The organism is Nocardioides ginsengisoli, assembly GCF_039537225.1.
Classification (GTDB): domain Bacteria; phylum Actinomycetota; class Actinomycetes; order Propionibacteriales; family Nocardioidaceae; genus Nocardioides; species Nocardioides ginsengisoli.
In genome coordinates this window covers 174,808-196,302 of record NZ_BAABAC010000037.1, presented here as the reverse complement: position 1 = coordinate 196,302, position 21,495 = coordinate 174,808, and the positions used below count along the sequence as shown (strand labels likewise).

Here is a 21,495-nt window from a genome sequence, read left to right as displayed (position 1 = left end):
GGTACGACGGGGACCCGACCGAGCTGTCGGAGGGTCGCGGCAAGATGTGCCCCATGAGCGACGCCGCCGACCTCCCCGTCGTACCGCCCGAGGCCCGCGACGAGCACGCCACGCTCGTCGACGAGGTCGAGGAGGCGCGCTGGCGCTACTACGTCCTCGACACCCCGACGCTCTCCGACGCCGACTTCGACGCGCGGATGCGGCGCCTGGAGGAGCTCGAGGAGCAGTACGCCGAGCTGCGCACGCCCGACTCGCCGACCCAGAAGGTCGGGGGCGCGGTGTCGACCGACTTCACCGCGGTCGACCACCTGCAGCGGATGGAGAGCCTCGACAACGCCTTCTCCTTCGAGGAGCTGGCGGCCTGGTACGCGCGGCTCGGCCGCGACGGCATCGCCGCGCCGGCGCTGCTGTGCGAGCTCAAGGTCGACGGCCTGGCCATCAACCTGCTCTACGAGGGCGGCCGGCTCAAGCGGGCGCTGACCCGCGGCGACGGGCGCACCGGCGAGGACGTCACCCCCAACGTCCGCACGATCGCGGCGATCCCCGACAGGCTGACCGGCACCGACGAGTTCCCGGTGCCCGACCTGGTCGAGGTGCGGGGCGAGGTGTTCCTGCCCGTCGAGGCGTTCGAGGCGCTCAACCTGTCGATGACCGAGGCCGGCAAGCCGGCGTTCGCCAACCCGCGCAATGCGGCCGCCGGCTCGCTGCGGCAGAAGGACCCGCGGGTCACCGCGACCCGCGCGCTCGGCATGGTGTGCCACGGCATCGGCGCCCGGCAGGGCTTCGAGCCGACGGCGCAGTCGGAGGCCTATCGCGCGTTGGCCGCGTGGGGCCTGCCGATCTCGAGCCAGGTGAAGGTGCTGCCGACGCTGAAGGACGTCGAGGGCTACATCACCCACGCGGGCGAGCACCGGCACAGCATCGTGCCCTACGAGATCGACGGCGTCGTGGTGAAGGTCGACGACGTCACGCTGCAGCGCCGGCTCGGCTCGACCAGCCGCGCGCCGCGGTGGGCGATCGCCTACAAGTACCCGCCCGAGGAGGTCAACACCGAGCTCCTCGACATCCAGGTCAACACCGGCCGCACCGGCCGGGTGACGCCCTTCGGCGTGATGAAGCCGGTGCGCGTGGCCGGGTCCACCGTCGAGATGGCGACGCTCCACAACGCCCACGAGGTCCGGCGCAAGGACGTCCGTCCCGGCGACACCGTCATCCTGCGCAAGGCCGGCGACGTCATCCCCGAGATCGTCGGGCCGGTCCTCGCGCTGCGCCCCGAGGGCCTGCCGGAGTGGGTCATGCCGTCGCACTGCCCCTCCTGCGCGACCGAGCTGGTCGAGCAGAAGGAGGGCGACAAGGACCTGCGCTGCCCCAACCACGAGCACTGCCCGGCCCAGGTCCGCGAGCGGGTCCACCACGTCGCCGGCCGCGGCGCCTTCGACATCGAGGGGCTCGGCTACGAGGCGGCGGTCGCGCTGCTCGAGTCCGGCGCGATCGCCAACGAGGGCGACATCTTCGACCTCACCGCCGACAAGCTGCGCACCACCGACCTGTTCACCCGCGCGCCCAAGAAGGACGAGGACGGCCCGCAGCTCAGCGCCAACGGCGAGAAGCTCCTCGCCAACCTCGCCGAGCGCAAGAGCGTCCCGTTGTGGCGGGTCCTCGTCGCCCTGTCCATCCGCCACGTCGGCCCCACGGCGGCCCGTGCGCTGGCCACCGAGTTCGGCTCGATGGCCGCCATCCGGGAGGCCTCCGAGGCCGACCTCGCCGCGGCCGAGGGCGTCGGCCCGACCATCGCCGCTGCCGTCATCGAGTGGTTCGGCGTCCCGTGGCACACCGCGATCGTCGACGCCTGGGCGGCGGCCGGGGTGGCCATGGCCGACGAGCGCGACGAGTCCGTGGCCCGCACGCTCGAGGGGCTGACCGTCGTCGTCACCGGGTCGCTGCAGGAGTTCTCGCGCGACTCCGCCAAGGAGGCGATCCTGTCGCGCGGCGGCAAGGCCGCCGGGTCGGTGTCGAAGAAGACCGACTTCGTCGTCGTCGGCGACAACGCCGGCTCGAAGGCCGAGAAGGCCGAGCAGCTGGGCGTGCCGGTCCTCGACGAGGAGCGGTTCAAGGTGCTGCTCGACCAGGGGCCGGCCGGCGTCAGCTGACGCCGGCCGCCCCGCACGTCAGCGCACCCGCACCCGCACCCGGACCTTCGCCGAGGTCGGCGTGACGCCCGCCGAGCCGCCGTACTCGAGGACGTAGGTCTGCTTGCCCTTCGGCTGCCTCGCCAGCGTGAAGCGCACGGCGCCGTCGGCCAGGACGCGGGCGGTGCCGACGTACCGGGTGCCGCGGCGGACCCGCACGACGCCCGTCGGTTCGACGCCCGAGGCGCGCACGGTCACCGTGAACGCCCCCTTGCGGCCGGCCTTCGCCTTCGCCGACGTGGCGATCGAGGCGCCGGTCCGCACCACGGCGGAGGTCTGCGGCGACACCGCGGTGTGGTCGATGTAGCCGGGCGCACGGACCGCGATCCGCACGGAGATACGGGCGCCGGCGTCCGCCTCCGCGAGTCGGTAGGTCGCCTTGGTGGCCCCCGCGATGGGCGACCCGTTGCGCAGCCACTGATAGGTCGTGGTGGCGGTGGCCGGATAGGTCGGGGTGTCGGCGCTGAGCACCTGGCCGACGCGCGAGATGCCACTGATGCTGGTCTCGCCGAGCGGCGCGAGCTTCGGGAGGCCCCACCCGCCGTCCTCGCCTGCGCGGACCACCCACGGCACCACGCCGAAGACGGACTCGTACGCCGACCAGGGCATCGCGATCCGGATGGCCGCCGGCACCGCCGACAGCACCACCGCGGCCACTGCCGGCCATCGCGCCCGGCGCGCCCGGGGGAGCCGGCTGGTGGGGTAGAGGGCGAGCAGGAGGGGGAGGGCGCCGTGGTTGACCGATGCGGACGCGAGGCCGCACGCCACGAGCCAGAGCCCGGAGGCGGTGAGGACGACGGCCACCCGGTGCAGCCCGACCTGGACGACGAGCAGCCCGCCCGTCGCCAGCAGCAGCACGCCCGGCACCGCGGCCACCACGGCGCGCGCGGGGGCACGCCCGGTGGCGCGCACCGGCGGCGGGGCGGTCGTCATGGGTGCAGATCCTGGCAGCCGGGACGCCCGGTCCGCCCGGGAATCGGTCCCCTGATCAGCCGGGAAGCTTCAGCCGCCCGTCGTCAGGTCGTAGACCGTGGCGCCGTCGACCGTCGTCGCGGTGAAGTGCGACTCGACCCAGCTGGTGATCAGGCTCGCCGTGCTCGTGCCGGCCGCGTCGGGCCCGCCCATGCCGCCCATGCCGCCCATGCCGCCCATGCCACCCCTGCCGCCGGAGGCGATGAAGTAGTGGATCCGGCCGGCGGCGACGTCGGCCTGGAACTGCGCGAGGGTCGGGCTCGCCGCGGTCCCGTTGAAGCCGCCGATCGCCATCACCGGACCCTCGGTGGCGAGCTGATAGCTCGCGGCGGCGGTCGAGCGGACGGTCGCCGCCACCCAGGTGTACGACGACGCGTCCTTCCGCAGCAGCGCCGTCAGCTCGCTGCCGACGGTCTCGCCGCCGAACATCCCGCCACCCGGGCGACCACCCGGGCCACCGGCAGGCAGTCCCGTGGGCAGTCCCGCGGGCAGTCCCGTGGGCAGTCCCGCAGGCAGGCCGGTCCGGCCCTGCGGCGGTCGGCCCATCGCGCCACGGCCGGGCATCCCGCGACCGGGCAGGCCGCCACCACCCATCGACGACACCGGGCCGGCGGTCACGATCGAGCCGGTGTGCGCGGTGTCGACCGTGTCGAGCGTGTAGGCCGCAGGCCCGACGGAGGTGACGAGGGCGGTGGCGAGGAGCAGTCCGGCGGCGAGCCGGCGGTCGAGGCGATGGGCGAGGAGGAACCCGGCGGCGCCGACGAGTCCGAGGACGAGGACCGGCCAGCGCAGGGCATCGTACGGGTCGGTCCCGGGCTGGCCGAGGAGGACGAACGCCCAGACCGCGCTGGCGGCGACGGTGAGCGCGAGGGTGCCGCGCGCCAGGGGGAGCGCGCGCCGCCGCCAGAGGACGACGCCGCCGACGACGGCCGTGATCGCGATCCACGGGGCGAGCGCGACGGTGTAGTAGTCGTGGTAGATCCCGGCCATGAACGAGAAGGTCAGCCCGGTGGCCAGCATCGAGCCGCCGGCGAGGAGCAGGAGGGCGCGGGTCCGGTCGGTGCGCGGTGCGCCGCGGAGCGCGACCAGGCCGCCGACCAGGCCGATCAGGGCGGCGGGCAGCAGCCAGCTCACCATCCCGCCGGAGACGCCACCGAAGAGACGCAGGAAGCCGACCCCCGAGCTGAACCCTGCGTTGCCGAGGCCGCCCTCCTCGCTGCCGGTCAGCCGGCCCAGGCCGTTGTAGCCGAGGACCAGCTGGAGGATGTCGTTGTTGGTCGAGCCGTCGATGTAGGGGCGGCTGGACGCCGGCCACAGCTCGACGATCGCGATCCACCAGCCGGCGCTGACGATCATCGCCGCGAACGCGGCGAGCAGGTGGCGGACCCGGCGGCCGAGGGTGGTGGGCGCCGCGATCAGGTAGACGAGCACGAACGGCGGCAGCACCAGGAAGGCCTGCAGCATCTTGGTGAGGAAGGCGACGCCGACGAGGACGCCGGCGAGCACCAGCCAGCGCCCGCGCGCGGCCTCCGCGGCGCGCAGGGTCGCGTAGCCCGCGCCGACGAGGAGCAGGAGCAGCAGCGCGTCGGGGTTGTTGAACCGGAACATCAGCGCCGCCGTCGGCGTCAGCGCGGTCGCCGCGCCGGCGATGAGGGCGGCGGGGGAGCCCGCGATCCGTCGTACGGTCAGATAGGTCAGGCCGACGGTGGCGACGCCCATCAGGGCCTCGGGCACGAGGATGCTCCACGAGCTGAGGCCGAAGAGGCGGACCGAGAGGTCCATGACCCACAGCGCGGCGGGCGGCTTGTCGACGGTGATCGAGTTCCCGGCGTCGAGCGAGCCGAAGAGGAAGGCCTTCCAGCTCACCGAGCCGGCCTGCGCGGCGGCCGAGTAGAACGAGTTGGCGTAGCCCGAGGCCGAGAGCGACCAGAGATAGGTCACCGCGGTGCCGAGCAGGAGTGCCGCGACCCCGGCACCCTCGGAACGGCGGGAGCGGCGGCGTGCTGACCCGGGCGCGGACGCCGGGGGCGCCTCAGCGGAGGGGAGGAGTGCGGTCATGCCGCCGACGATCCGGGGCGGCGCTGTGACCGGGTTCCGACGAGCCTGTGAGCCTCTTGTGAGGACTTGCGATCAGGCGGTCGGCAGGTTCAGGCGAGGTAGCGGTCGGCGTCGGCCCGCAGCGCGAGCGCGGCCGCGCGGTGACCGTGGACGGTCGCCGGGCACGGCGCCCAGTACGGCACCGAAGCCGCATCCGCGGCTGCCATCGACTCTTCGATCTCGGCCAAGCGGAGCAGCTCGCGTCGGACGAGCACTCGGACCGATTCGTTGGTGGACATGTATCCAGAGTGCGTCCCGGGCCGGGGCCCGCGCATCGGTCGAATTACTGAAACCACTACCTACCAAAGGACTATGTCCCGAGTCCGGCCAGCCACCCGTTCGCGGCCTCCGGGTCGGTCAACCGGACGACGGCGAGCTCGGGTTGGGTGAGCGCGAGGCCGTCGACCCAGCCCAGGTCGGGCTCGCGGTCGCGGGCCTCGGCGCGGATCCGGCGCAGGGTGCGCCGTACCCGGTTCGCCAGGCCGCTCGCCTCCAGCCGGACCAGTACGACCAGGTCGGCGCGCTCCAGCAGCGCCGGCCGCGCCCACGCCTCGTCGGCGGTCGTCACCCAGCCGTCGAAGGCCGCCAGGCGGGTCACCTCGGCCGGGCCGGAGAGGTCGTCGAGCGGCACCAGCGGTACGTCGACGAGCGCGGCGAGACGCTCCAGGAAGCCGGTCAGCTGCTCGCCGGGAGCTCCGGCCACGACCACGCGCTGCGGGAGGCGGCGCGGGTGGGGGACAGGGGCGTGCACCCGGGAAGTCTAGGGACACCGAAGGGACCTAGAATCGCGGGCATGTCTCAACTCACCCGCGACGAGGTGGCCCACCTGGCCGACCTCGCCCGGATCGACCTCGACGACGCCGAGCTGGACCACCTGGCGCCCCAGCTCAACGTGATCCTCGAGGCGGTCGCGTCCATCAGCGGAGTGGCCGGCGACGACGTGCCGCCGACCTCCCACCCGATCCCGCTGACCAATGTCTTCCGCGAGGACGTCGTCCGCCCGTGCCTGACGGCCGAGCAGGCGCTGTCCGGCGCGCCGGAGGCGGAGGACCAGCGGTTCCGGGTCCCGCGGATCCTGGGGGACGAGCAGTGAGCGAGCGAACCAACAACTCAGCTGAGCTGATCAAGAAGACCGCCGCCGAGCTGGCCGACGCGCTGGCCGCCGGTGAGACGACCTCCGTCGAGGTCACCCAGGCCCACCTCGACCGGATCACCGCCGTCGACGGCGGACCCGAGTCCGGCGTGCACGCCTTCCTCCACGTCGACGCCGAGGGCGCGCTGGCGCAGGCGGCCGAGTCCGACGCGCGGCGTGCCGCGGGCCAGGCGCGGCACCTGCTCGACGGCGTCCCGATCGCGGTCAAGGACGTCCTCGCGACGCAGGGGCTGCCCACGACGTGCGGCTCGAAGATCCTCGAGGGCTGGATCCCGCCCTACGACGCGACCGTCGTCCGCAAGATCAAGGACGCCGGCCTGCCGATCCTCGGCAAGACCAATATGGACGAGTTCGCGATGGGCTCGTCGACCGAGCACTCGGCGTACGGCCCGACCCGCAACCCGTGGGACCAGACCCGGATCCCGGGCGGCTCCGGCGGTGGCTCGGCCGCGGCCGTGGCCGCCTTCGAGGCGCCGCTCGCGCTCGGCACCGACACCGGCGGCTCGATCCGCCAGCCCGGCGCCGTCACCGGCACGGTCGGCGTGAAGCCGACCTACGGCGGGGTGTCGCGCTACGGCCTGGTCGCGCTCGCCAACAGCCTCGACCAGGTCGGCCCGGTCACCCGGACCGTCCTCGACTCGGCGCTGCTCCACGAGCTGATCGGCGGCCACGACCCGCTCGACTCGACGTCGGTCGACGAGCCGGTCGGCGGCTACGTCGCCGCGGCCCGCGCGGGCGCCCAGGGCGACCTGACCGGCCTGCGCGTCGGCGTCATCCAGGAGCTGGCCGGCGACGGCTGGCAGCAGGGCGTGATGGACCGGTTCGCCGAGTCCGTCGGCCTGCTCAAGGAGATGGGCGCCGAGATCGTCGAGATCTCGTGCCCGACCTTCGTGCACGCGATGGCGGCCTACTACCTGATCCTCCCGGCCGAGTGCTCCTCCAACCTCGCCAAGTTCGACGCCATGCGCTACGGCCTGCGCGTCGTCCCCGAGGGCGACCCGAGCGCCGAGGCGGTCATGAAGGCCAGCCGCGACGCCGGCTTCGGCGACGAGGTCAAGCGCCGGATCATGATCGGCACCTACGCCCTGTCCAGCGGCTACTACGACGCCTACTACGGGCAGGCGCAGAAGGTCCGCACGCTCATCTCGCGCGACTTCGCGGCGGCCTTCGCCGAGGTCGACGTCCTGGTCTCGCCGACCGCGCCGACGACGGCGTTCCCGCTGGGCGACAAGCTCGACGACCCGCTGGCGATGTACCTGCAGGACCTCGCCACCATCCCGGCCAACCTGGCCGGCGTCCCCGGCATCTCGGTGCCCGCCGGCCTCGCGGCCGAGGACGGCCTGCCGGTCGGCCTGCAGGTGCTGGCCCCGGCGCTCGGCGACGAGCGGCTCTACCGGGTCGGCGCGGCCGTCGAGGCGGCCCTGACCTCCCGCTGGGGCGGTCCGATCCTTGCGCAGGCTCCGACTCTGGAGGGTCCCCGATGACTGAGACGCTGGTTCCGTTCGACGAGGTGATCGCGAAGTACGACCCGGCCCTCGGCCTCGAGGTGCACGTCGAGCTCAACACGAACACCAAGATGTTCTGCGGCTGCCCGACGGTCTTCGGCGGCGAGCCCAACACCCAGGTCTGCCCGACCTGCCTCGGCCTCCCCGGCGCGATGCCCGTCGTCAACGCCAAGGCCGTCGAGTCGGCGATCCGGATCGGCCTGGCGCTCAACTGCTCGATCGCCGAGTGGTGCCGGTTCGCGCGGAAGAACTACTTCTACCCGGACATGCCGAAGAACTTCCAGACCTCCCAGTACGACGAGCCGATCGCCTTCGACGGCTGGCTCGACGTCGAGGTCGAGGGGGAGACCTTCCGGGTCGAGATCGAGCGCGCCCACATGGAGGAGGACACCGGCAAGTCCACCCACGTCGGTGGTGCGACCGGCCGGATCCACGGCGCCGACTACTCGCTCGTCGACTACAACCGGGCCGGCATCCCCCTCATCGAGATCGTCACCCGCCCGATCCTCGTCCCCGCCGAGAAGGCGCCGGCCGTGGCCCGGGCGTACGTCGGTCAGCTCCGCGACCTGATCCTCGCGCTCGGCGTCTCCGACGCCCGCATGGACCAGGGCTCGATCCGCGCCGACGTCAACCTCTCGCTGGCGCCCAAGGGCGCCGACAAGCTCGGCACCCGGTCGGAGACCAAGAACGTCAACTCGCTGCGCTCGGTCGAGCGGGCGGTCCGCTTCGAGATGTCGCGCCACGCGGGGATCCTCGACGCCGGCGGCGCCGTCCTGCAGGAGACGCGGCACTTCCACGAGGACACCGGCACGACGTCCTCGGGTCGCGAGAAGTCCGACGCCGAGGACTACCGCTACTTCCCGGAGCCCGACCTGGTGCCCGTCGCCCCGTCCCGCGAGTGGGTCGAGGAGCTGCGCGGCACGCTGCCCGAGAACCCGACCCAGAAGAGGGCCCGGCTGCAGGAGGAGTGGGGCTTCTCGGACCTGGAGATGCGCGACACCGTCGGCGCCGGCGCGCTCGACCTGGTCGAGCAGACCGTCGCCGCGGGCGCCGCTCCGCAGGCCGCCCGCAAGTGGTGGCTGACCGAGCTCGCCCGCCGCGCCAACGACGCCGGCGTCGAGCTCGGCGACCTCGCCGTCACGCCGGCCCAGGTCGCCGAGGTGCAGTCGCTGGTCGACGCCAAGACGATCAACGACAAGCTGGCCCGCCAGGTCTTCGACGGCCTGCTCGCCGGTGAGGGCACGCCCGCCGAGATCATCGCGGCGCGCGGGCTCGCCGTCGTATCGGACGAGGGCGCGCTGAGCGCCGCCGTCGACAAGGCGATCGCCGAGAACCCCGACATCGCCGACAAGATCCGCGACGGCAAGGTCGCCGCGGCGGGCGCGCTGATCGGGGCGATCATGAAGGAGATGCGCGGGCAGGCCGACGCGGGTCGGGTGCGCGAGCTGATCCTGGAGAAGCTCTCCTGAGCTCCTCTGCGCGCGCTTGTGCGAAGGGGCCCTGCCGGGTGTTTCCGGTGGGGCCTCGTGCCTCTGCGGGTTGCGCGGTGCGGGGTCTCTTTTACTGATGGCGTGGTGGCGCGCCGCCGTGATTGAGGTGCTTGGTCGCGGCTCGTTGTCGGCCGTCGGTTGCTGGGGGTCGACCCCTGTCCAGCGGTGGGTGGTCGTTGCGCTGCTGAGCGACTCATGTTCGGAGTGGGTGGGTGCCGCGGTGGTCGACCTGCCACCCGAAGCCATTCGGACTCGTCCACTGATAGGTGCCGGGCATCGTCACCTCATAGCGCCACTCGGAGTGCGTCTTGGCGCGGTGGTGGCGTCGGCATAGCGGGACGAGGTTGCAGGGGCAGGTGGGTCCGCCTCGGCCGTGGGGTCGGGCGTGGTCGAGGTCACATCTGCGGGCCTTGCGGCCGCAGTGCGGGAATCGGCAGGCGTGGTCGCGCAGCTCCACCTGGGTGCGGTGGCGGTCGGGGATCTCGTAGGACGTGACCGGGATGTGCTCGGCCAGGTCGATCACGGGCCGCACGACCACGGTGCCGACTCCGCCGAGCCACTCACGGACCTGCTCCGCACTCACCGGGCGGTCGTTCCACCGGGCGACCGGGTTCTCCCCGGCGAGCGTCGCCGGCGTGATGTGGACGTTGATGGAGGCCTTGCGGCCCGGGCTTCCGTCGAGGTCGAGCATGAGGTCGGCGCGCGCCAGTTCGCCGACGGCCTTGGACCGGCGCACGTCCAGCGAGGTCTCGTCCCCGAGGGCCCCCAGCAGGCTCGCGCGGCGGGCCACGGCCTCGTCCCGGTCGCGGGCGTCGGCTGCGTCGAGGAGCCCGGACACGGAGGCCAGGCCGTTGGTGTTGGGCTCGTCGATGTCGACGTAGCGCTGGTCCGCGGCGGCCGCGCGCTCCGCCTCGGCGCGCTCGGGGTCGAAGCGCAGCACGGCCTCGGCGATCATCCGCTCGAGCTGGGCCCAGCCGACGCCGGAGGCGTTGAACAGTTGCCGGTCGACGAACGCGGCGGCCTCGGCAGACAGGGCGTGGGTCTGGTCGGCGATCTTCGCCGCCCGCCACGGCGCGAGCCGTCCGGCCATGACCGCGGCCCAGACGTTCGGCAGGCGCCACGCACAGCCGAGGACCTGGCCGACGTAGGCGCGGCCGCCGTCGGGCGAGCGGCCCAGCACGGCCACCAGCTCCATGAGCGCGAACTCGGAGACCAGGGGCGCGCCGTCGCCCGCTATCGGGAGGCCGGTGTCGACGAAGCCGTCGCGGATGGTCGCTGCGCCCTCGACACCGTCGACCGTGTTGGCTTCAGCCCAGGTGGCGATGCGGGTCCACTCCCGGATCACCGACGCCTGACGGACCTCGACCTCGGCGCGCAGCTCCTCCAGCACCGTGGCGGTGCTGGCGTCGGAAGCGGCCCCGAGAGTCATGCTGACATTCGAACATGAGGGTCCGACACAACCCCGCCCTCGCGGTGGCGGCCGGGAGGTGCGCGAATCCTGGCCGGAGGCGACTTCACGGTAGGCTGCCCCCGACACATCAAGATCACGTCCGCGGTGGGGGAAGCCGGTCCGAATCCGGCGCTGACCCGCAACCGTAGGCCGCCCCTCGGGGAGCGGTGAGCCGGAGCACCTGGCGCGGAATGACCTGACACAACGCTGTCGTGGAGAGCGGCGGATGTCGGCCCCGATCGGGCCCTCCCGTCGTGTGCAGCGGGAAGGACCCCTCATGCTGACGAGCCGCCCGGTTCGGATCCTGGCCGCCACCGGCCTCGTGCTCACCCTCGGTCTCGCAGGCTGCAAGCACGAGAACGACGACAAGGTGGTCGGCGACTCGACGACGGCGACGCCCGAGGCCGCGCTCGCAGGTGCGCACTGGCTCGAGGGACAGCTCCGCGACGGCGTGCTCTACAACGAGCAGTACAAGACCGACGACTACAGCACCACGGTCGACCTCGCCTACGCCGTGCGTGCGGTCGACCCGAGCAGCAAGGCGCTGTCTGCGATCGCGACGGCGCTCGCAGGTGGAATCGACGCCTATGCGAAGCCGGGCAAGGACGTCTACTCCGGCTCCCTGGCCAAGCTCGTCTCGTTCGCGGAGGACCAGGGGCAGGACCCTCGCGCATTCGGCGGACAGGACCTCGTTGCCCAGCTCGAGGCCCGCACCGCCGACGGCGGCGCCACCGCCGGCCGGATCAGCGACAAGAGCTCGTACGGCGACTACGCCAACTCGTTCGGCCAGGCGTGGGCCGTCCGTGGGCTGACGCTCGCCGGGTCGAAGGAGGCTACCGCGGCGCGCGACTTCCTCCTCGAGCAGCAGTGCTCGGAGGGCTTCTTCCGCCTCTACTTCGCTGCGCCCAACGCGGCCGACCAGACCTGTGACAGCGCGGGCGCCAAGCCGGAGCCGGTCGACACCACCGCGCTCGCGTACGTGCTGCTCCACGATCTCGCTGAGCACGACGACAAGCTGGCGACCGCGCTCGACCGCGGTATCGACTACATCAAGGGCCAGCAGGCGGCCGACGGCTCGTTCTCCGGCGGCAGCGGCGACGCGATCGTTCCGAACAGCAACAGCACCGGTCTCGCCGGGTGGGCTCTCCACCTGGCTGGCGAGGATGCCGCCGCAGCCAAGGCGGCCACGTGGGTTCGCCAGCACCAGGTCGGTGCCTGTGACGGACCGATGGCGAAGGACGCGGGCGCCATCGCGTTCGACGACGCGGCCATGTCGGGCGCCGCCAAGGGCGTGACGAAGAAGGCGGCGTACCAGTGGCGTCTCTCGACGGCTCAGTCGCTGCCCTCCCTGTTGGCCGTTCCCACGGATGCTGCGGAGGCGCCGTGCCCGGACGCTTCCTGATCCTTGCGCTGATCGCTGCGATCGTCGGGCTGTCGCCGGCACCCGCCGGCGCGCACGCGCCGTCCGACGCTGCGTGTGACAGCGGTCAGGTCATGGTCGTCGTCGACTTCAACCAGCTCGGCGGCCCGACCAGATCGGCGTGTGCGAAGGCCGGTGGCTCGGCTGCGCAGCTCTTCGACGCGGCTGGGTTCGCGCTCACCTACACGAGCGCTCCGGGTATGCAGGGCTTCGTCTGCACCGTGGCCGACAAGCCGATCGACCGCAACTGCACCCAAGGCGACTCCTACTGGAGTCTGTGGTGGTCGGACGGCTCCAAGCCGTGGGCCTACGCCACCCTCGGCGTCGACCAGCTCGAGGTCCCGGCGCGCGGCTACGTCGGCTTCGCCTGGCACCAGGGCAGCGGCGACGCCACTGCCCCCGATCTTGCCGTCGGCACCACGTCGATCCCGGTGCGTGAGCCCGAGCCTGAGCCCGACCGTGCCGAGGCCGACAACCGGGGCGGCTTCCCGGCCTGGCTCGGCATCGGTCTGGCGGTGGTCGTGCTCGGCGCGGCGGGCGCCGTGCCGATCCTGCGGCGACGCCGATGAGGCTGCCGCGGGACCTGCATCCCGTCGCCTGGTGGGCGTGGGCGGTGGGGCTCGCGGTCGCGGCCTCCTGTACGACGAACCCGATCCTGCTGCTCGTCCTGCTCGGCGTCGTCGCGCTGGTCGTGGTGAGCTGCCGCTCCGACCAGCCGTGGGCCCGGTCGTTCCGGCTCTACCTGTGGCTCGGCGCGGTGGTGCTGGTGGTGCGGATCCTGTTCCGGATCCTGCTCGGGGGAGACGTGCCCGGGCACGTGCTCTTCACGCTGCCGGAGATCCCGCTGCCGCGCTTCGCCGCCGGCATCTCGCTGCTCGGCGCGTTCACCCGCGAGGAGCTGCTCGCGGCGACCTACGAGGGCCTGCGCCTGGCCACGCTGCTCATCGCGGTCGGTGGCGCGAACGCGCTGGCCAACCCCAAGCGGCTGATGAAGTCGCTGCCGCCCGCGCTCTACGAGATCGGTACGGCGATGACGGTGGCGATCAGCGTCGTCCCGCAGCTCGCCGACAGCGCCCGGCGGGTCCGGGCGGCGCAGCAGCTGCGCGGTGGGCCGGAGGGGCGCTTCCGCCGGATCCGCGGCGTCCGGCGGCTGCTCGTCCCGATCCTCGAGGACTCCTTCGACCGCTCGCTCGCCCTCGCCGCCGGCATGGACGCCCGCGGCTACGGCCGCACCGGCGAGCTGACCGCGGCCCAGCGCCGCAGCACCGGCGGGCTCATCATCGCCGGCCTGCTCGGCGTGTGCGTCGGCGTCTACGCCTTCCTCGACAGCTCGGCGCCGCGGATCCTGGCGCTGCCCATGCTCGTCCTCGGCATGGCGACCGCGCTCGTCGGCTTCGCGCTCGCCGGGCGCCGGGTGGGTCGCACGCGCTATCGCCCCGACCGCTGGCAGCTGCCCGAGATCCTCGTCGCCGCCTCCGGGATCGCCGCGGGCGCGGGCATGTGGGCCGTCCAGCGTTGGGAGCCGCTCGTCGCGCACCCCGGCGTCCTGGTCGCGCCCGGCGTCTCGCTGTTCGCCGTCGCCGCGGCGCTGGTCGCGGTGCTGCCGGTCTGGGTGGCGCCGCTGCCGCTGACAGTCCAGCGCCGGGAGGCGGTGCTCGCCTCATGATGGAGCTGCGCGAGATCACCTTCCGCTACGACGGCGACCCGGTGCTCGACCGGATCGACCTCACCATCGACAACGGCGAGCTGGTCGTCCTCGCCGGGCCCACCGGCGTCGGGAAGTCGACGCTGCTCGGCGTCGTGGCGGGCCTCGTGCCGTCGTACACCGGCGGGACGCTCACCGGCGACGTCCTGCTCGACGGCGTCAGCGTCGTCCACAAGCCCGCGCGCGAGCGCGCCCACGCCGTCGGGTACGTCGGCCAGAACCCGGCCGCCTGGTTCGTCACCGACACGGTCGAGGAGGAGCTCGCCTTCGGCATGGAGCAGCTCGGCCTCCCCGCGCCGACGATGCGCCGCCGGGTCGAGGAGACGCTCGACCTGCTCGGCATCGCCGACCTGCGCGACCGCGACCTGCGCACGCTCTCCGGCGGCCAGCAGCAGCGGGTCGCGATCGGCGCCGTCCTCACCGCCCACCCGCGGCTGCTCGTGCTCGACGAGCCGACGTCGGCGCTCGACCCGACCGCGGCGGAGGACGTCCTGGCCACGCTGACCCGATTGGTCCACGACCTCGGGGTCTCGGTCCTCGTCGCGGAGCACCGGCTCGAGCGGGTGGTGCCGTTCGCCGACCGGCTCTGCCTGCTCAACGGCGACGGCACGATCGACGTCGGCGACCCGGCCGACGTCCTGCGCGACGCCCCGATCGCCCCGCCGATCGTCGAGCTCGGCCGGCTCGCCGGCTGGTACCCGCTGCCGCTCACCGTCCGTGACGCCCGCCGCAAGGCCCCGGCCCTGCGCGAGCGGCTGGGAGAGCCGCCCGCGCCCACCGCGCCCGCCGGCCGCGGCGACGCCCTGGTCGACGTACGCCGCCTGGTCGTCGCCCACGGCCGCACGCCCGCCCTGCGCGGCGTCGACCTCACCCTCCGCCCCGGCACGGTCACCGCCCTCATGGGCCGCAACGGCGCCGGCAAGTCGACGCTGCTGTGGGCACTGCAGGGCCGGCACGCCCCGACCGGCGGAAACGTCCAGGTCGGCGGCCGCGCGCCGTCGTCCCTCAAGCCGGAGCAGCGCCGCGCGACGACCGGACTGGTGCCGCAGAGCCCGGCCGACCTGCTCTACCTGGAGACCGTCGCCGAGGAGTGCGCGGCGGCCGACGCCTCCGCCCGCCAGGCGCCCGGCACGTGCGCGGGCCTGCTCGAGCGGCTCGCGCCCGGCATCGACCCCGACCGTCACCCGCGCGACCTGTCCGAGGGACAGCGGCTCGCGCTCGCGGTGGCGATCGTGCTCACCGCGCGGCCGCCGGTGCTGCTCCTCGACGAGCCCACGCGGGGCCTCGACTACCCGGCCAAGCACGCCCTCGCCGGGCTGCTGCGCGACCTGGCTGCTGATCCGGAGCAGCCGCGCGCGGTGCTCGTGGCCACCCACGACGTCGAGTTCGTCGCGCAGGCCGCCGACGAGCTGGTCGTGCTCGCCGAGGGTGAGATCGTGTCCGCCGGGCCGGTGGCGCAGGGCGTGGCCGAGTCGCCGGCGTTCGCCCCGCAGGTCACCAAGGTGCTCGGCCCGGGGTGGCTCAGCGTCGACGCGGTCGCCGACGCGCTCACCCGCGAGGCGGCGCGGTGACCGCCGTACCGCTCAGCCGGCGCTCGGTCGTCGTCCTCGCGATCGTCTCGATCATCGGCCTGCTCATGCTGGCCTGGCCGCTGCTGCTCGACGTGGCGCCCGACGCCGAGCGGGTCGACCCGCCGTTCCTCTTCCTCGGCCTGCTGCCGGTGATCCTGGCCGTCGTCCTCGCCGAGATGAGCGAGGGCGGCATGGACGCCCGGGTGCTCGCGGTGCTCGGCGTCCTGAGCGCGGTCAACGCGGTGCTCCGCCTGGTCAGCGCCGGTACGGCGGGCCTCGAGCTGGTCTTCTTCCTGCTCATCCTGGGCGGGCGGGTGTTCGGCGCCGGGTTCGGGTTCGTGCTCGGCTGCACGTCGCTCTTCGCCTCGGCGCTGATGACGGCGGGCGTCGGCCCGTGGCTGCCGTTCCAGATGCTCGTCGCCGCCTGGGTCGGGATGGGTGCGGGCCTGCTGCCGCGCCGGGTCACGGGCCGCCGCGAGATCGTGATGCTGGTCGGCTACGGCGTGCTGTCGGCGTACCTCTACGGGTTGCTGATGAACCTCCAGGGCTGGCCGTTCATGGCCGGCGTGCAGGTGCCGGGCCAGGACTCCACCGAGCTGTCCTACGTCCCCGGGGCGTCGGTGCTCGACAACCTGCACCACTTCCTGATCTACACGCTGCTGACCTCGACCGGTGGCTGGGACACCGGCCGTGCGATCACCAATGCGCTGGCGATCGCCCTCCTCGGGCCCGCCGTGCTGACCACCCTGCGGCGGGCCGCCCGGCGGGCGCTGATCGAGGCACCTACGGCTCGATGAGCAGGATCCGGTCGTCCTCGGCGCCCGGCTTGCCCCGTCCGTCGCGGTTGCTCGTGGTCAGCCACAGCCGACCGTCGGGTGCGCGGACGACGGTGCGGAGCCGGCCGTACTCGCCCTCGAAGTAGGCCGTCGGGTCGCTCACCTGACCGTCGGCGACCTTGATTCGCCACAGCCGCTCGCCGCGCAGCGCGCCCATCCAGAGATAGCCGCCCGCATACGCCAGCCCGGACGGTGAGGCCTCGTCGGGCGCCCAGGTCAGGTCGGGCTGGGTGTAGCGCTTCGGCCCGCCCTTGCCCTCGACCACGGGCCAGCCGTAGTCCTGGCCGGGCAGGATCCGGTTGAGTTCGTCGGCCTTGCTGTCGCCGAACTCCGAGGCCCACAGCGAGCCCTGCGGGTCGAACGCCAGGCCCTCGACGTTGCGGTGGCCCCACGACCAGACCGCGGTGCCGAACGGGTTGTCGGGCGCGGGCTTGCCGTCGGCAGTGATCCGCAGGATCTTGCCGGCGAGGGACTTCCGGTCGCGGGCGAGCTGGGCGTCGCCGGTCTCGCCGGTCGTCACGTAGAGGAAGCCGTCGGGGCCGAACGCGAGCCGGCCGCCGTCGTGGCGCTGCCCGGTGGGGATGCCGGTGAGGATCGGCTCCGGCGCCCCGAGCGTGTCGCCGTCGAGCTTGACCCGCACCACGCGGTTGTCCTTGGCAGTGCAGACGTAGAAGTAGAGCGTCGCGTCGCTCGCGAAGGTGGGGGAGACGGCGACGCCGAGCAGGCCGGACTCGCCGCTCGCCGCGACGCCGGGGATCCGGCCGATCTCGGTGACCTGGCCGCCGGTCTCGGTGGGCTTGCCGCCCTCGACCTTCGGCGCGGTCACGAGCAGCACCCGTCCGGGGCGCTCGGTGACGATCGCGCGGCCGTCGGGGAGGAAGTCGATGCCCCAGGGCGTGTCGAGGCCCCGCGCGACGGTGGCGACGACGTCGGGGACGCCGTCGATCGTGAAGACCACCTTGCCGTCGACGACCGATCCCGTCGGTGAGGCGGTCGCGGACGACGACATCACGTCGACGTCGCTGCGGTTGCCGCCCTGACCGCAGCCCGCAGCGGCGACGGCGACGAGGGCCAGGCCCGCGACGACGCCGGAGGTACGGCGGCTCACGACACGTGCTCCAGGAAGTCGAGCAGCAGCCGGTGGACCCGCTCGGGCTGCTCGAGCTGGACGAAGTGCGAGCCCCGGAGCTCGACGTACGCGCTGTCCTTGCCGTTGTCGGCGAGCCGCTTCGAGGCGCTGGCCATGTCGCGCGCGCCGGCCAGGACGTCGTAGGTGGCCGAGACGAAGAGGGTCGGAACCTCGATCCGGCTCAGCCGCACGCGCGGGTGGCGCGAGGTGCTGATCGCGAGGTGGGCGTACCAGTCGACGGGCGTGGTGAGGAACTCCTGCAGGCCCACGACCGCGGCCTCTGGGTCGGCCATCGGGAACATGAAGCCGGTGCGGCCGAGCAGCCTGACCGTCGTCGGGTTGACCGGCAGGTGCCGGACCAGCGGGTTGACCGCCCAGCCGGCGTGCTTGGCGATCCGGCAGGCGTTGACGGTGACCGCCCGGGCGATCAGCCGGGGGAGGTGCAGCGGGCCGAGCATGGTCGCGAAGGTGTCGCCGGGGACGCCGCAGAGGGCGAAGATGCCGCGCACCCGCTCGGGGTGGCGGTAGGTCATCTCGAAGGCGGTGTTGACGCCCATCGACCAGCCCATCAGCACCGCGCTGTCGATGCCGAAGTGGTCCATCACCGACAGGCCGTCCTGGACGAAGTGCTCGATCTCGACGTGCTTGCGGTCGCGCGGCCGGTCGGAGCCGCCGACGCCGCGGTGGTTCCAGGAGACGACGCGGACGCCGCACTCGGGGGCGAGCAGCCAGGGCCACAGGTAGGCGTTGGTGCCGAGCCCGTTGCAGAGGACGACGGTCGGGCCGTCGATCACCCCGTCCGGGTCGTTGGTCCACGCGCGCACGTGCGTCCCGTCGTCGGACAGGATGTCGCGGAAGGCGATCGACGCGGACCGAACGCGCTGCTCGGGCCGGGGAGCGGAGGTCGACATGCCCTTGATTGTGCCGCACCCCGGCCCGGACCGGGCTTCAGCGTCGGCGTGGCTCAGGCGCGCGCGGCGAGGAAGCGCTCCACGTCCTCCCGCTCGGCGCGGCGGCGGTCGCACTCGGCGAGCGCGGTCATGGCGTTGCGGCAGGCCCGCTGCTGCAACGCGCGGGACCAGTCGTGGACGAGGCGGACGGCGTAGGACATCGGCGGTCGGCTTCCACTGGGGGACGGTGGAACATCGACGCTACCGGCGGCACGTGATCGCGAGGTCACGCCGAAGCGACATCCGGGTGAACCGTGCGTGCGGTGGCCCTCGTCGCGCCGACGCTGGCGACGACGACGCATCCGATCGCGAGCCACTGGACGGCGGCCAGCTGCTCGCCGACGACGGCCAGCCCGGCGAGCGCCGCGGCCGCCGGCTCGAGGCTCATCAGCACGCCGAAGGTCGCGGCCGGCAGGGTCCGCAGCGCCACCAGCTCGGCGCTGTAGGGGACGACCGAGCTGAGCAGGCCGACCGCGGCGCCGAAGAGCAGCACGTGCCGGTCGGTGAGCGCGCCGGTGTCGACGGTGAACAGCAGCGGCGAGAGCAGCAGCACGCCGAACCCGCTCGCGACGGCCAAGCCGTCGAGCCCCTCCCAGTGCCGTCCGGTGGCGGCGCTGGACAGGATGTAGCCGGCCCACGCGGCGCCGGCGACCACGGCGTACAGCACGCCGACCGGGTCGAGGTGGCCGCGCTCGAAGCCGAGCAGCAGCACGCCGAGCGCGGCGAGCCCGACCCACGCGAGGTCGCGCGGGCGCTTGAAGCCGATCGCGGCGAGCAGCATCGGACCGATGAACTCGATGGTGACCGCGACGCCGAGCGGGATGCGGGAGAAGGACTGGTAGATGCCCCAGTTCATGGCGCCCAGGCAGGCGCCGTACCGGAGCGCGACGAGCCAGTCGGTGCGCGTGCGGCCCCGCAGCCGGGGCCGCACCCAGACCAGCAGGACGATGCAGCTGGTGGCCAGCCGCAGCCAGACCACGCCGTTGGGCTCGATGTCGGTGAACAGCCTCTTCGCGAAGCCGGCGCCGAGCTGGACCGAGCCGATGCCCAGCAGCACGAGCCCGACCGCCACGCCCAGCGGCGGACCGTGGGCGTGGCGGTTCTGGGACATGGGGCCACCGTAGGGCGGGGGCCTCAGGTGGGCCTACTCGGCGACGACGGGGACGGCGACTCCTGCCGCCGTGGTGTCTCCCGCGACTCCGCTGCTGGCGGGATCGCGGGCCTGGTCGGCGGGGTTGCGGTGGCGGCCGCCTGGCTTGCCCGCGTCCTGCGTGACTCGGCTGCCGGCATTCGCTGCGCTCGCGCCGATGTCTCTTCTCGCCCCCAACATTTCCGCCGCCGGGCGATGACTTCCGTCGGACCCCGGGGTCACAGTGGTGAGGAGCGGTGACGACCGCGCGACGACAGGAGGCTGCGATGACGACGATCCTGATGGTGGGCACCCGCAAGGGCCTGTGGGTGGGCCGCTCGGACGACCGGCTCGAGTGGTCGTTCACCGGGCCGCACCATGACATGGAGGAGGTCTACTCCTGCCTGGTCGACACCCGGGGCCGGTCGCCGCGCCTGTTCGCCGGTACGTCGTCCAGCTGGCTCGGCCCGCAGCTGCGCTGGTCCGACGACCTGGGCGAGACCTGGCACGAGACGCCCAACGGCGCGATCCGCTTCCCCGAGGGCGCGGGCGCGACGCTCGCCCGGATCTGGCAGATCGTCCCGGGCGCCGAGCCGGGCATGCTCCACGCCGGCACCGAGCCGGGCGCGATCTTCACCTCGACCGACGGCGGTGCGTCCTTCGAGCTCGAGGAGGGGCTGTGGAACCACCCCCACCGCGAGCAGTGGAACGCCGGCTACGGCGGCCAGGCCTTCCACACCGTGCTCCCACACCCGACCGACCCGCGCTCGCTCACCGCGGCGCTGTCCACCGGCGGCGTCTACCGCACCACCGACGGCGGCGACTCGTGGGCGCCGCGCAACCAGGGCATCCGCGCCGACTTCCTGCCCGAGGACCAGCGCTATCCCGAGTTCGGCCAATGCGTCCACAAGGTCACCCGCCACCCGTCGCGCCCCGAGCGGCTCTACGCCCAGAACCACGGCGGCGTCTACCGCTCCGACGACGAGGGCGGCAGCTGGACGTCGATCGGCGACGCCCTGCCCAGCGACTTCGGGTTCCCGATCGTCGTCCATCCCCACCGGCCCGACACGATCTGGGTGTTCCCGCTCGGTGGCGGCGACGGCCGCTACCCACCGGGCGCGCAGGCCCGGGTGTGGCGCTCCGACGACGCCGGCGACACGTGGACGCCCTTCGACAAGGGCCTGCCCGACGCCTTCTACGTCGGCGTGATGCGCGACGCCATGTGCGCCGACACCCACGACCCGGCCGGCCTCTACCTCGGCGCCCGCAACGGATCGGTCTGGGCGTCGACCGACGACGGCGAGACGTGGCGGTCGATCGTGGCCAACCTGCCCGACGTGATGTCGGTCAAGGTCGGGGTCGTGGGCGGCTAGGGTCGAGACGTGCCCGCCTTCTCACAGACCCACGAGACGACCGTCGCCGCGCCGGCGACGGCCGTCCACCCGCTCATCGACGACTTCCACGAATGGGCGAAGTGGTCGCCGTGGGAGGAGCTCGACCCCGCGATGCGCCGTACCTTCGACGGCGCGGGCGTCGGGGCGACCTACGCCTGGTCCGGCAACAAGCGGGCCGGCGAGGGCCGGATGACGATGCGCTCGATCACGCCCGAGCAGGTGGTCGTCGACCTGGAGTTCCTCAAGCCGTTCAAGGCCCAGAACGTGGTCACCTTCGACCTCACGCCCGCCGCCGACGGCACCCGCGTGGCGTGGACGATGAGCGGGCAGCGCAATGTCGCCTTCGCGGTGATGGGGCGGCTGTTCTTCGACAAGGCGATCGCCAAGGACTTCACCCGAGGGCTGGCCTCGCTGAAGGCCGCGGCCGAGCAGGGCTGAGGGCAGGGCTGAGGGCAGGGCTGAGATCGGGTCCGGGGTGCCGTGCGGGCAGGCGTAGCCTTTCCTC

At 73.2% G+C, this 21,495-nt stretch carries 20 protein-coding genes and 1 riboswitch; of the genes, 11 read left to right on the top strand and 9 right to left on the bottom strand.

The features are described 5' to 3' along the window. Positions 1-44: 44 nt before the first annotated feature. A complete protein-coding gene (gene ligA / locus AB4880_RS19530; RefSeq protein ID WP_437440511.1) occupies positions 45-2,150 on the top strand; it encodes an NAD-dependent DNA ligase LigA in 2,106 nt (701 codons plus the stop codon). Between the two features lie 18 nt (positions 2,151-2,168). Here ligA and AB4880_RS19525 read toward each other — a convergent pair whose 3' ends face one another. The 4 genes from AB4880_RS19525 to AB4880_RS19510 form a co-directional block, all read right to left on the bottom strand. Continuing rightward, a complete protein-coding gene (locus AB4880_RS19525; protein WP_367920888.1) occupies positions 2,169-3,122 on the bottom strand; it encodes an Ig-like domain repeat protein in 954 nt (317 codons plus the stop codon). Positions 3,123-3,191: 69 nt separating this feature from the next. After that, positions 3,192-5,219 carry an ArnT family glycosyltransferase gene (locus AB4880_RS19520; protein WP_367920887.1) on the bottom strand — a complete coding sequence of 676 codons (2,028 nt, stop codon included), beginning with the start codon at positions 5,217-5,219 and terminating at the stop codon, positions 3,192-3,194. 89 nt (positions 5,220-5,308) lie between these two features. Beyond that, positions 5,309-5,497 carry a hypothetical protein gene (locus tag AB4880_RS19515; protein ID WP_367920886.1) on the bottom strand — a complete coding sequence of 63 codons (189 nt, stop codon included), beginning with the start codon at positions 5,495-5,497 and terminating at the stop codon, positions 5,309-5,311. A 71-nt stretch (positions 5,498-5,568) separates the two neighbouring features. Beyond that, positions 5,569-6,009 (bottom strand): hypothetical protein, encoded by a 441-nt coding sequence (locus AB4880_RS19510; RefSeq protein WP_367920885.1) that lies wholly within the window; start codon positions 6,007-6,009, stop codon positions 5,569-5,571. A gap of 42 nt (positions 6,010-6,051) precedes the next feature. Here AB4880_RS19510 and gatC point away from each other — a divergent pair, with 42 nt between their 5' ends. The 3 genes from gatC to gatB are packed head-to-tail and all read left to right on the top strand — an operon-like array spanning position 6,052 to position 9,385. Then, positions 6,052-6,351: an Asp-tRNA(Asn)/Glu-tRNA(Gln) amidotransferase subunit GatC gene (gatC, locus tag AB4880_RS19505; RefSeq protein WP_367920884.1), complete on the top strand. Its 300-nt coding sequence runs from the start codon at positions 6,052-6,054 to the stop codon at positions 6,349-6,351. Next, the gene (gene gatA, locus AB4880_RS19500; protein WP_367920883.1) at positions 6,348-7,895 is read left to right on the top strand and encodes an Asp-tRNA(Asn)/Glu-tRNA(Gln) amidotransferase subunit GatA; all 1,548 of its coding nucleotides are present in this window, start codon (positions 6,348-6,350) and stop codon (positions 7,893-7,895) included. Before gatC ends, gatA begins: the two co-directional genes overlap by 4 nt. Then, a complete protein-coding gene (gene gatB, locus AB4880_RS19495) occupies positions 7,892-9,385 on the top strand; it encodes an Asp-tRNA(Asn)/Glu-tRNA(Gln) amidotransferase subunit GatB (protein ID WP_367920882.1) in 1,494 nt (497 codons plus the stop codon). Before gatA ends, gatB begins: the two co-directional genes overlap by 4 nt. Before the next feature lie 214 nt (positions 9,386-9,599). Here the strand turns inward: gatB and AB4880_RS19490 are convergent, their stop codons facing one another. After that, positions 9,600-10,835: an HNH endonuclease signature motif containing protein gene (locus AB4880_RS19490; RefSeq protein ID WP_367920881.1), complete on the bottom strand. Its 1,236-nt coding sequence runs from the start codon at positions 10,833-10,835 to the stop codon at positions 9,600-9,602. Positions 10,836-10,942: 107 nt separating this feature from the next. Beyond that, positions 10,943-11,059: riboswitch (cobalamin riboswitch) on the top strand. A 74-nt stretch (positions 11,060-11,133) separates the two neighbouring features. On the opposite strand from AB4880_RS19490, the gene AB4880_RS19485 reads away from it, so the two are divergent. The 5 genes from AB4880_RS19485 to AB4880_RS19465 are packed head-to-tail and all read left to right on the top strand — an operon-like array spanning position 11,134 to position 16,349. After that, positions 11,134-12,258: a prenyltransferase/squalene oxidase repeat-containing protein gene (locus AB4880_RS19485; RefSeq protein WP_367920880.1), complete on the top strand. Its 1,125-nt coding sequence runs from the start codon at positions 11,134-11,136 to the stop codon at positions 12,256-12,258. Then, on the top strand, positions 12,240-12,845 hold the full coding sequence (locus AB4880_RS19480) for a hypothetical protein (protein WP_367920879.1): 606 nt from the start codon (positions 12,240-12,242) through the stop codon (positions 12,843-12,845). The genes AB4880_RS19485 and AB4880_RS19480 overlap by 19 nt, the downstream gene beginning before the upstream one ends. After that, entirely contained in the window at positions 12,842-13,942 is a 1,101-nt protein-coding gene (locus AB4880_RS19475; protein WP_367920878.1) for an energy-coupling factor transporter transmembrane component T family protein, read from the top strand. Before AB4880_RS19480 ends, AB4880_RS19475 begins: the two co-directional genes overlap by 4 nt. Continuing rightward, entirely contained in the window at positions 13,939-15,552 is a 1,614-nt protein-coding gene (locus AB4880_RS19470) for an ABC transporter ATP-binding protein (RefSeq protein ID WP_367920877.1), read from the top strand. Before AB4880_RS19475 ends, AB4880_RS19470 begins: the two co-directional genes overlap by 4 nt. Then, positions 15,549-16,349, top strand: a complete 801-nt coding sequence (locus AB4880_RS19465; protein WP_379228357.1) for an ECF transporter S component — start codon at positions 15,549-15,551, stop codon at positions 16,347-16,349. Before AB4880_RS19470 ends, AB4880_RS19465 begins: the two co-directional genes overlap by 4 nt. Here AB4880_RS19465 and AB4880_RS19460 read toward each other — a convergent pair. From AB4880_RS19460 to AB4880_RS19445, 4 genes are all read right to left on the bottom strand, one after another. After that, a complete protein-coding gene (locus AB4880_RS19460; protein ID WP_367920876.1) occupies positions 16,336-17,496 on the bottom strand; it encodes a PQQ-dependent sugar dehydrogenase in 1,161 nt (386 codons plus the stop codon). The genes AB4880_RS19465 and AB4880_RS19460 overlap by 14 nt on opposite strands. Beyond that, positions 17,493-18,428: an alpha/beta fold hydrolase gene (locus AB4880_RS19455; protein ID WP_367920875.1), complete on the bottom strand. Its 936-nt coding sequence runs from the start codon at positions 18,426-18,428 to the stop codon at positions 17,493-17,495. Before AB4880_RS19455 ends, AB4880_RS19460 begins: the two co-directional genes overlap by 4 nt. A 53-nt stretch (positions 18,429-18,481) precedes the next feature. Continuing rightward, entirely contained in the window at positions 18,482-18,628 is a 147-nt protein-coding gene (locus AB4880_RS19450) for a hypothetical protein (protein ID WP_367920874.1), read from the bottom strand. 65 nt (positions 18,629-18,693) lie between these two features. Beyond that, positions 18,694-19,578, bottom strand: a complete 885-nt coding sequence (locus AB4880_RS19445) for an EamA family transporter (protein WP_367920873.1) — start codon at positions 19,576-19,578, stop codon at positions 18,694-18,696. Positions 19,579-19,883: 305 nt separating this feature from the next. On the opposite strand from AB4880_RS19445, the gene AB4880_RS19440 reads away from it, so the two are divergent. Together AB4880_RS19440 and AB4880_RS19435 are read left to right on the top strand one after the other, a co-directional pair. Continuing rightward, positions 19,884-20,969: a WD40/YVTN/BNR-like repeat-containing protein gene (locus AB4880_RS19440; RefSeq protein ID WP_367920872.1), complete on the top strand. Its 1,086-nt coding sequence runs from the start codon at positions 19,884-19,886 to the stop codon at positions 20,967-20,969. Positions 20,970-20,978: 9 nt separating this feature from the next. Then, positions 20,979-21,428, top strand: coding sequence for an SRPBCC family protein (locus AB4880_RS19435; RefSeq protein WP_367920871.1), 450 nt, complete (start codon positions 20,979-20,981; stop codon positions 21,426-21,428). Positions 21,429-21,495: the final 67 nt, after the last annotated feature.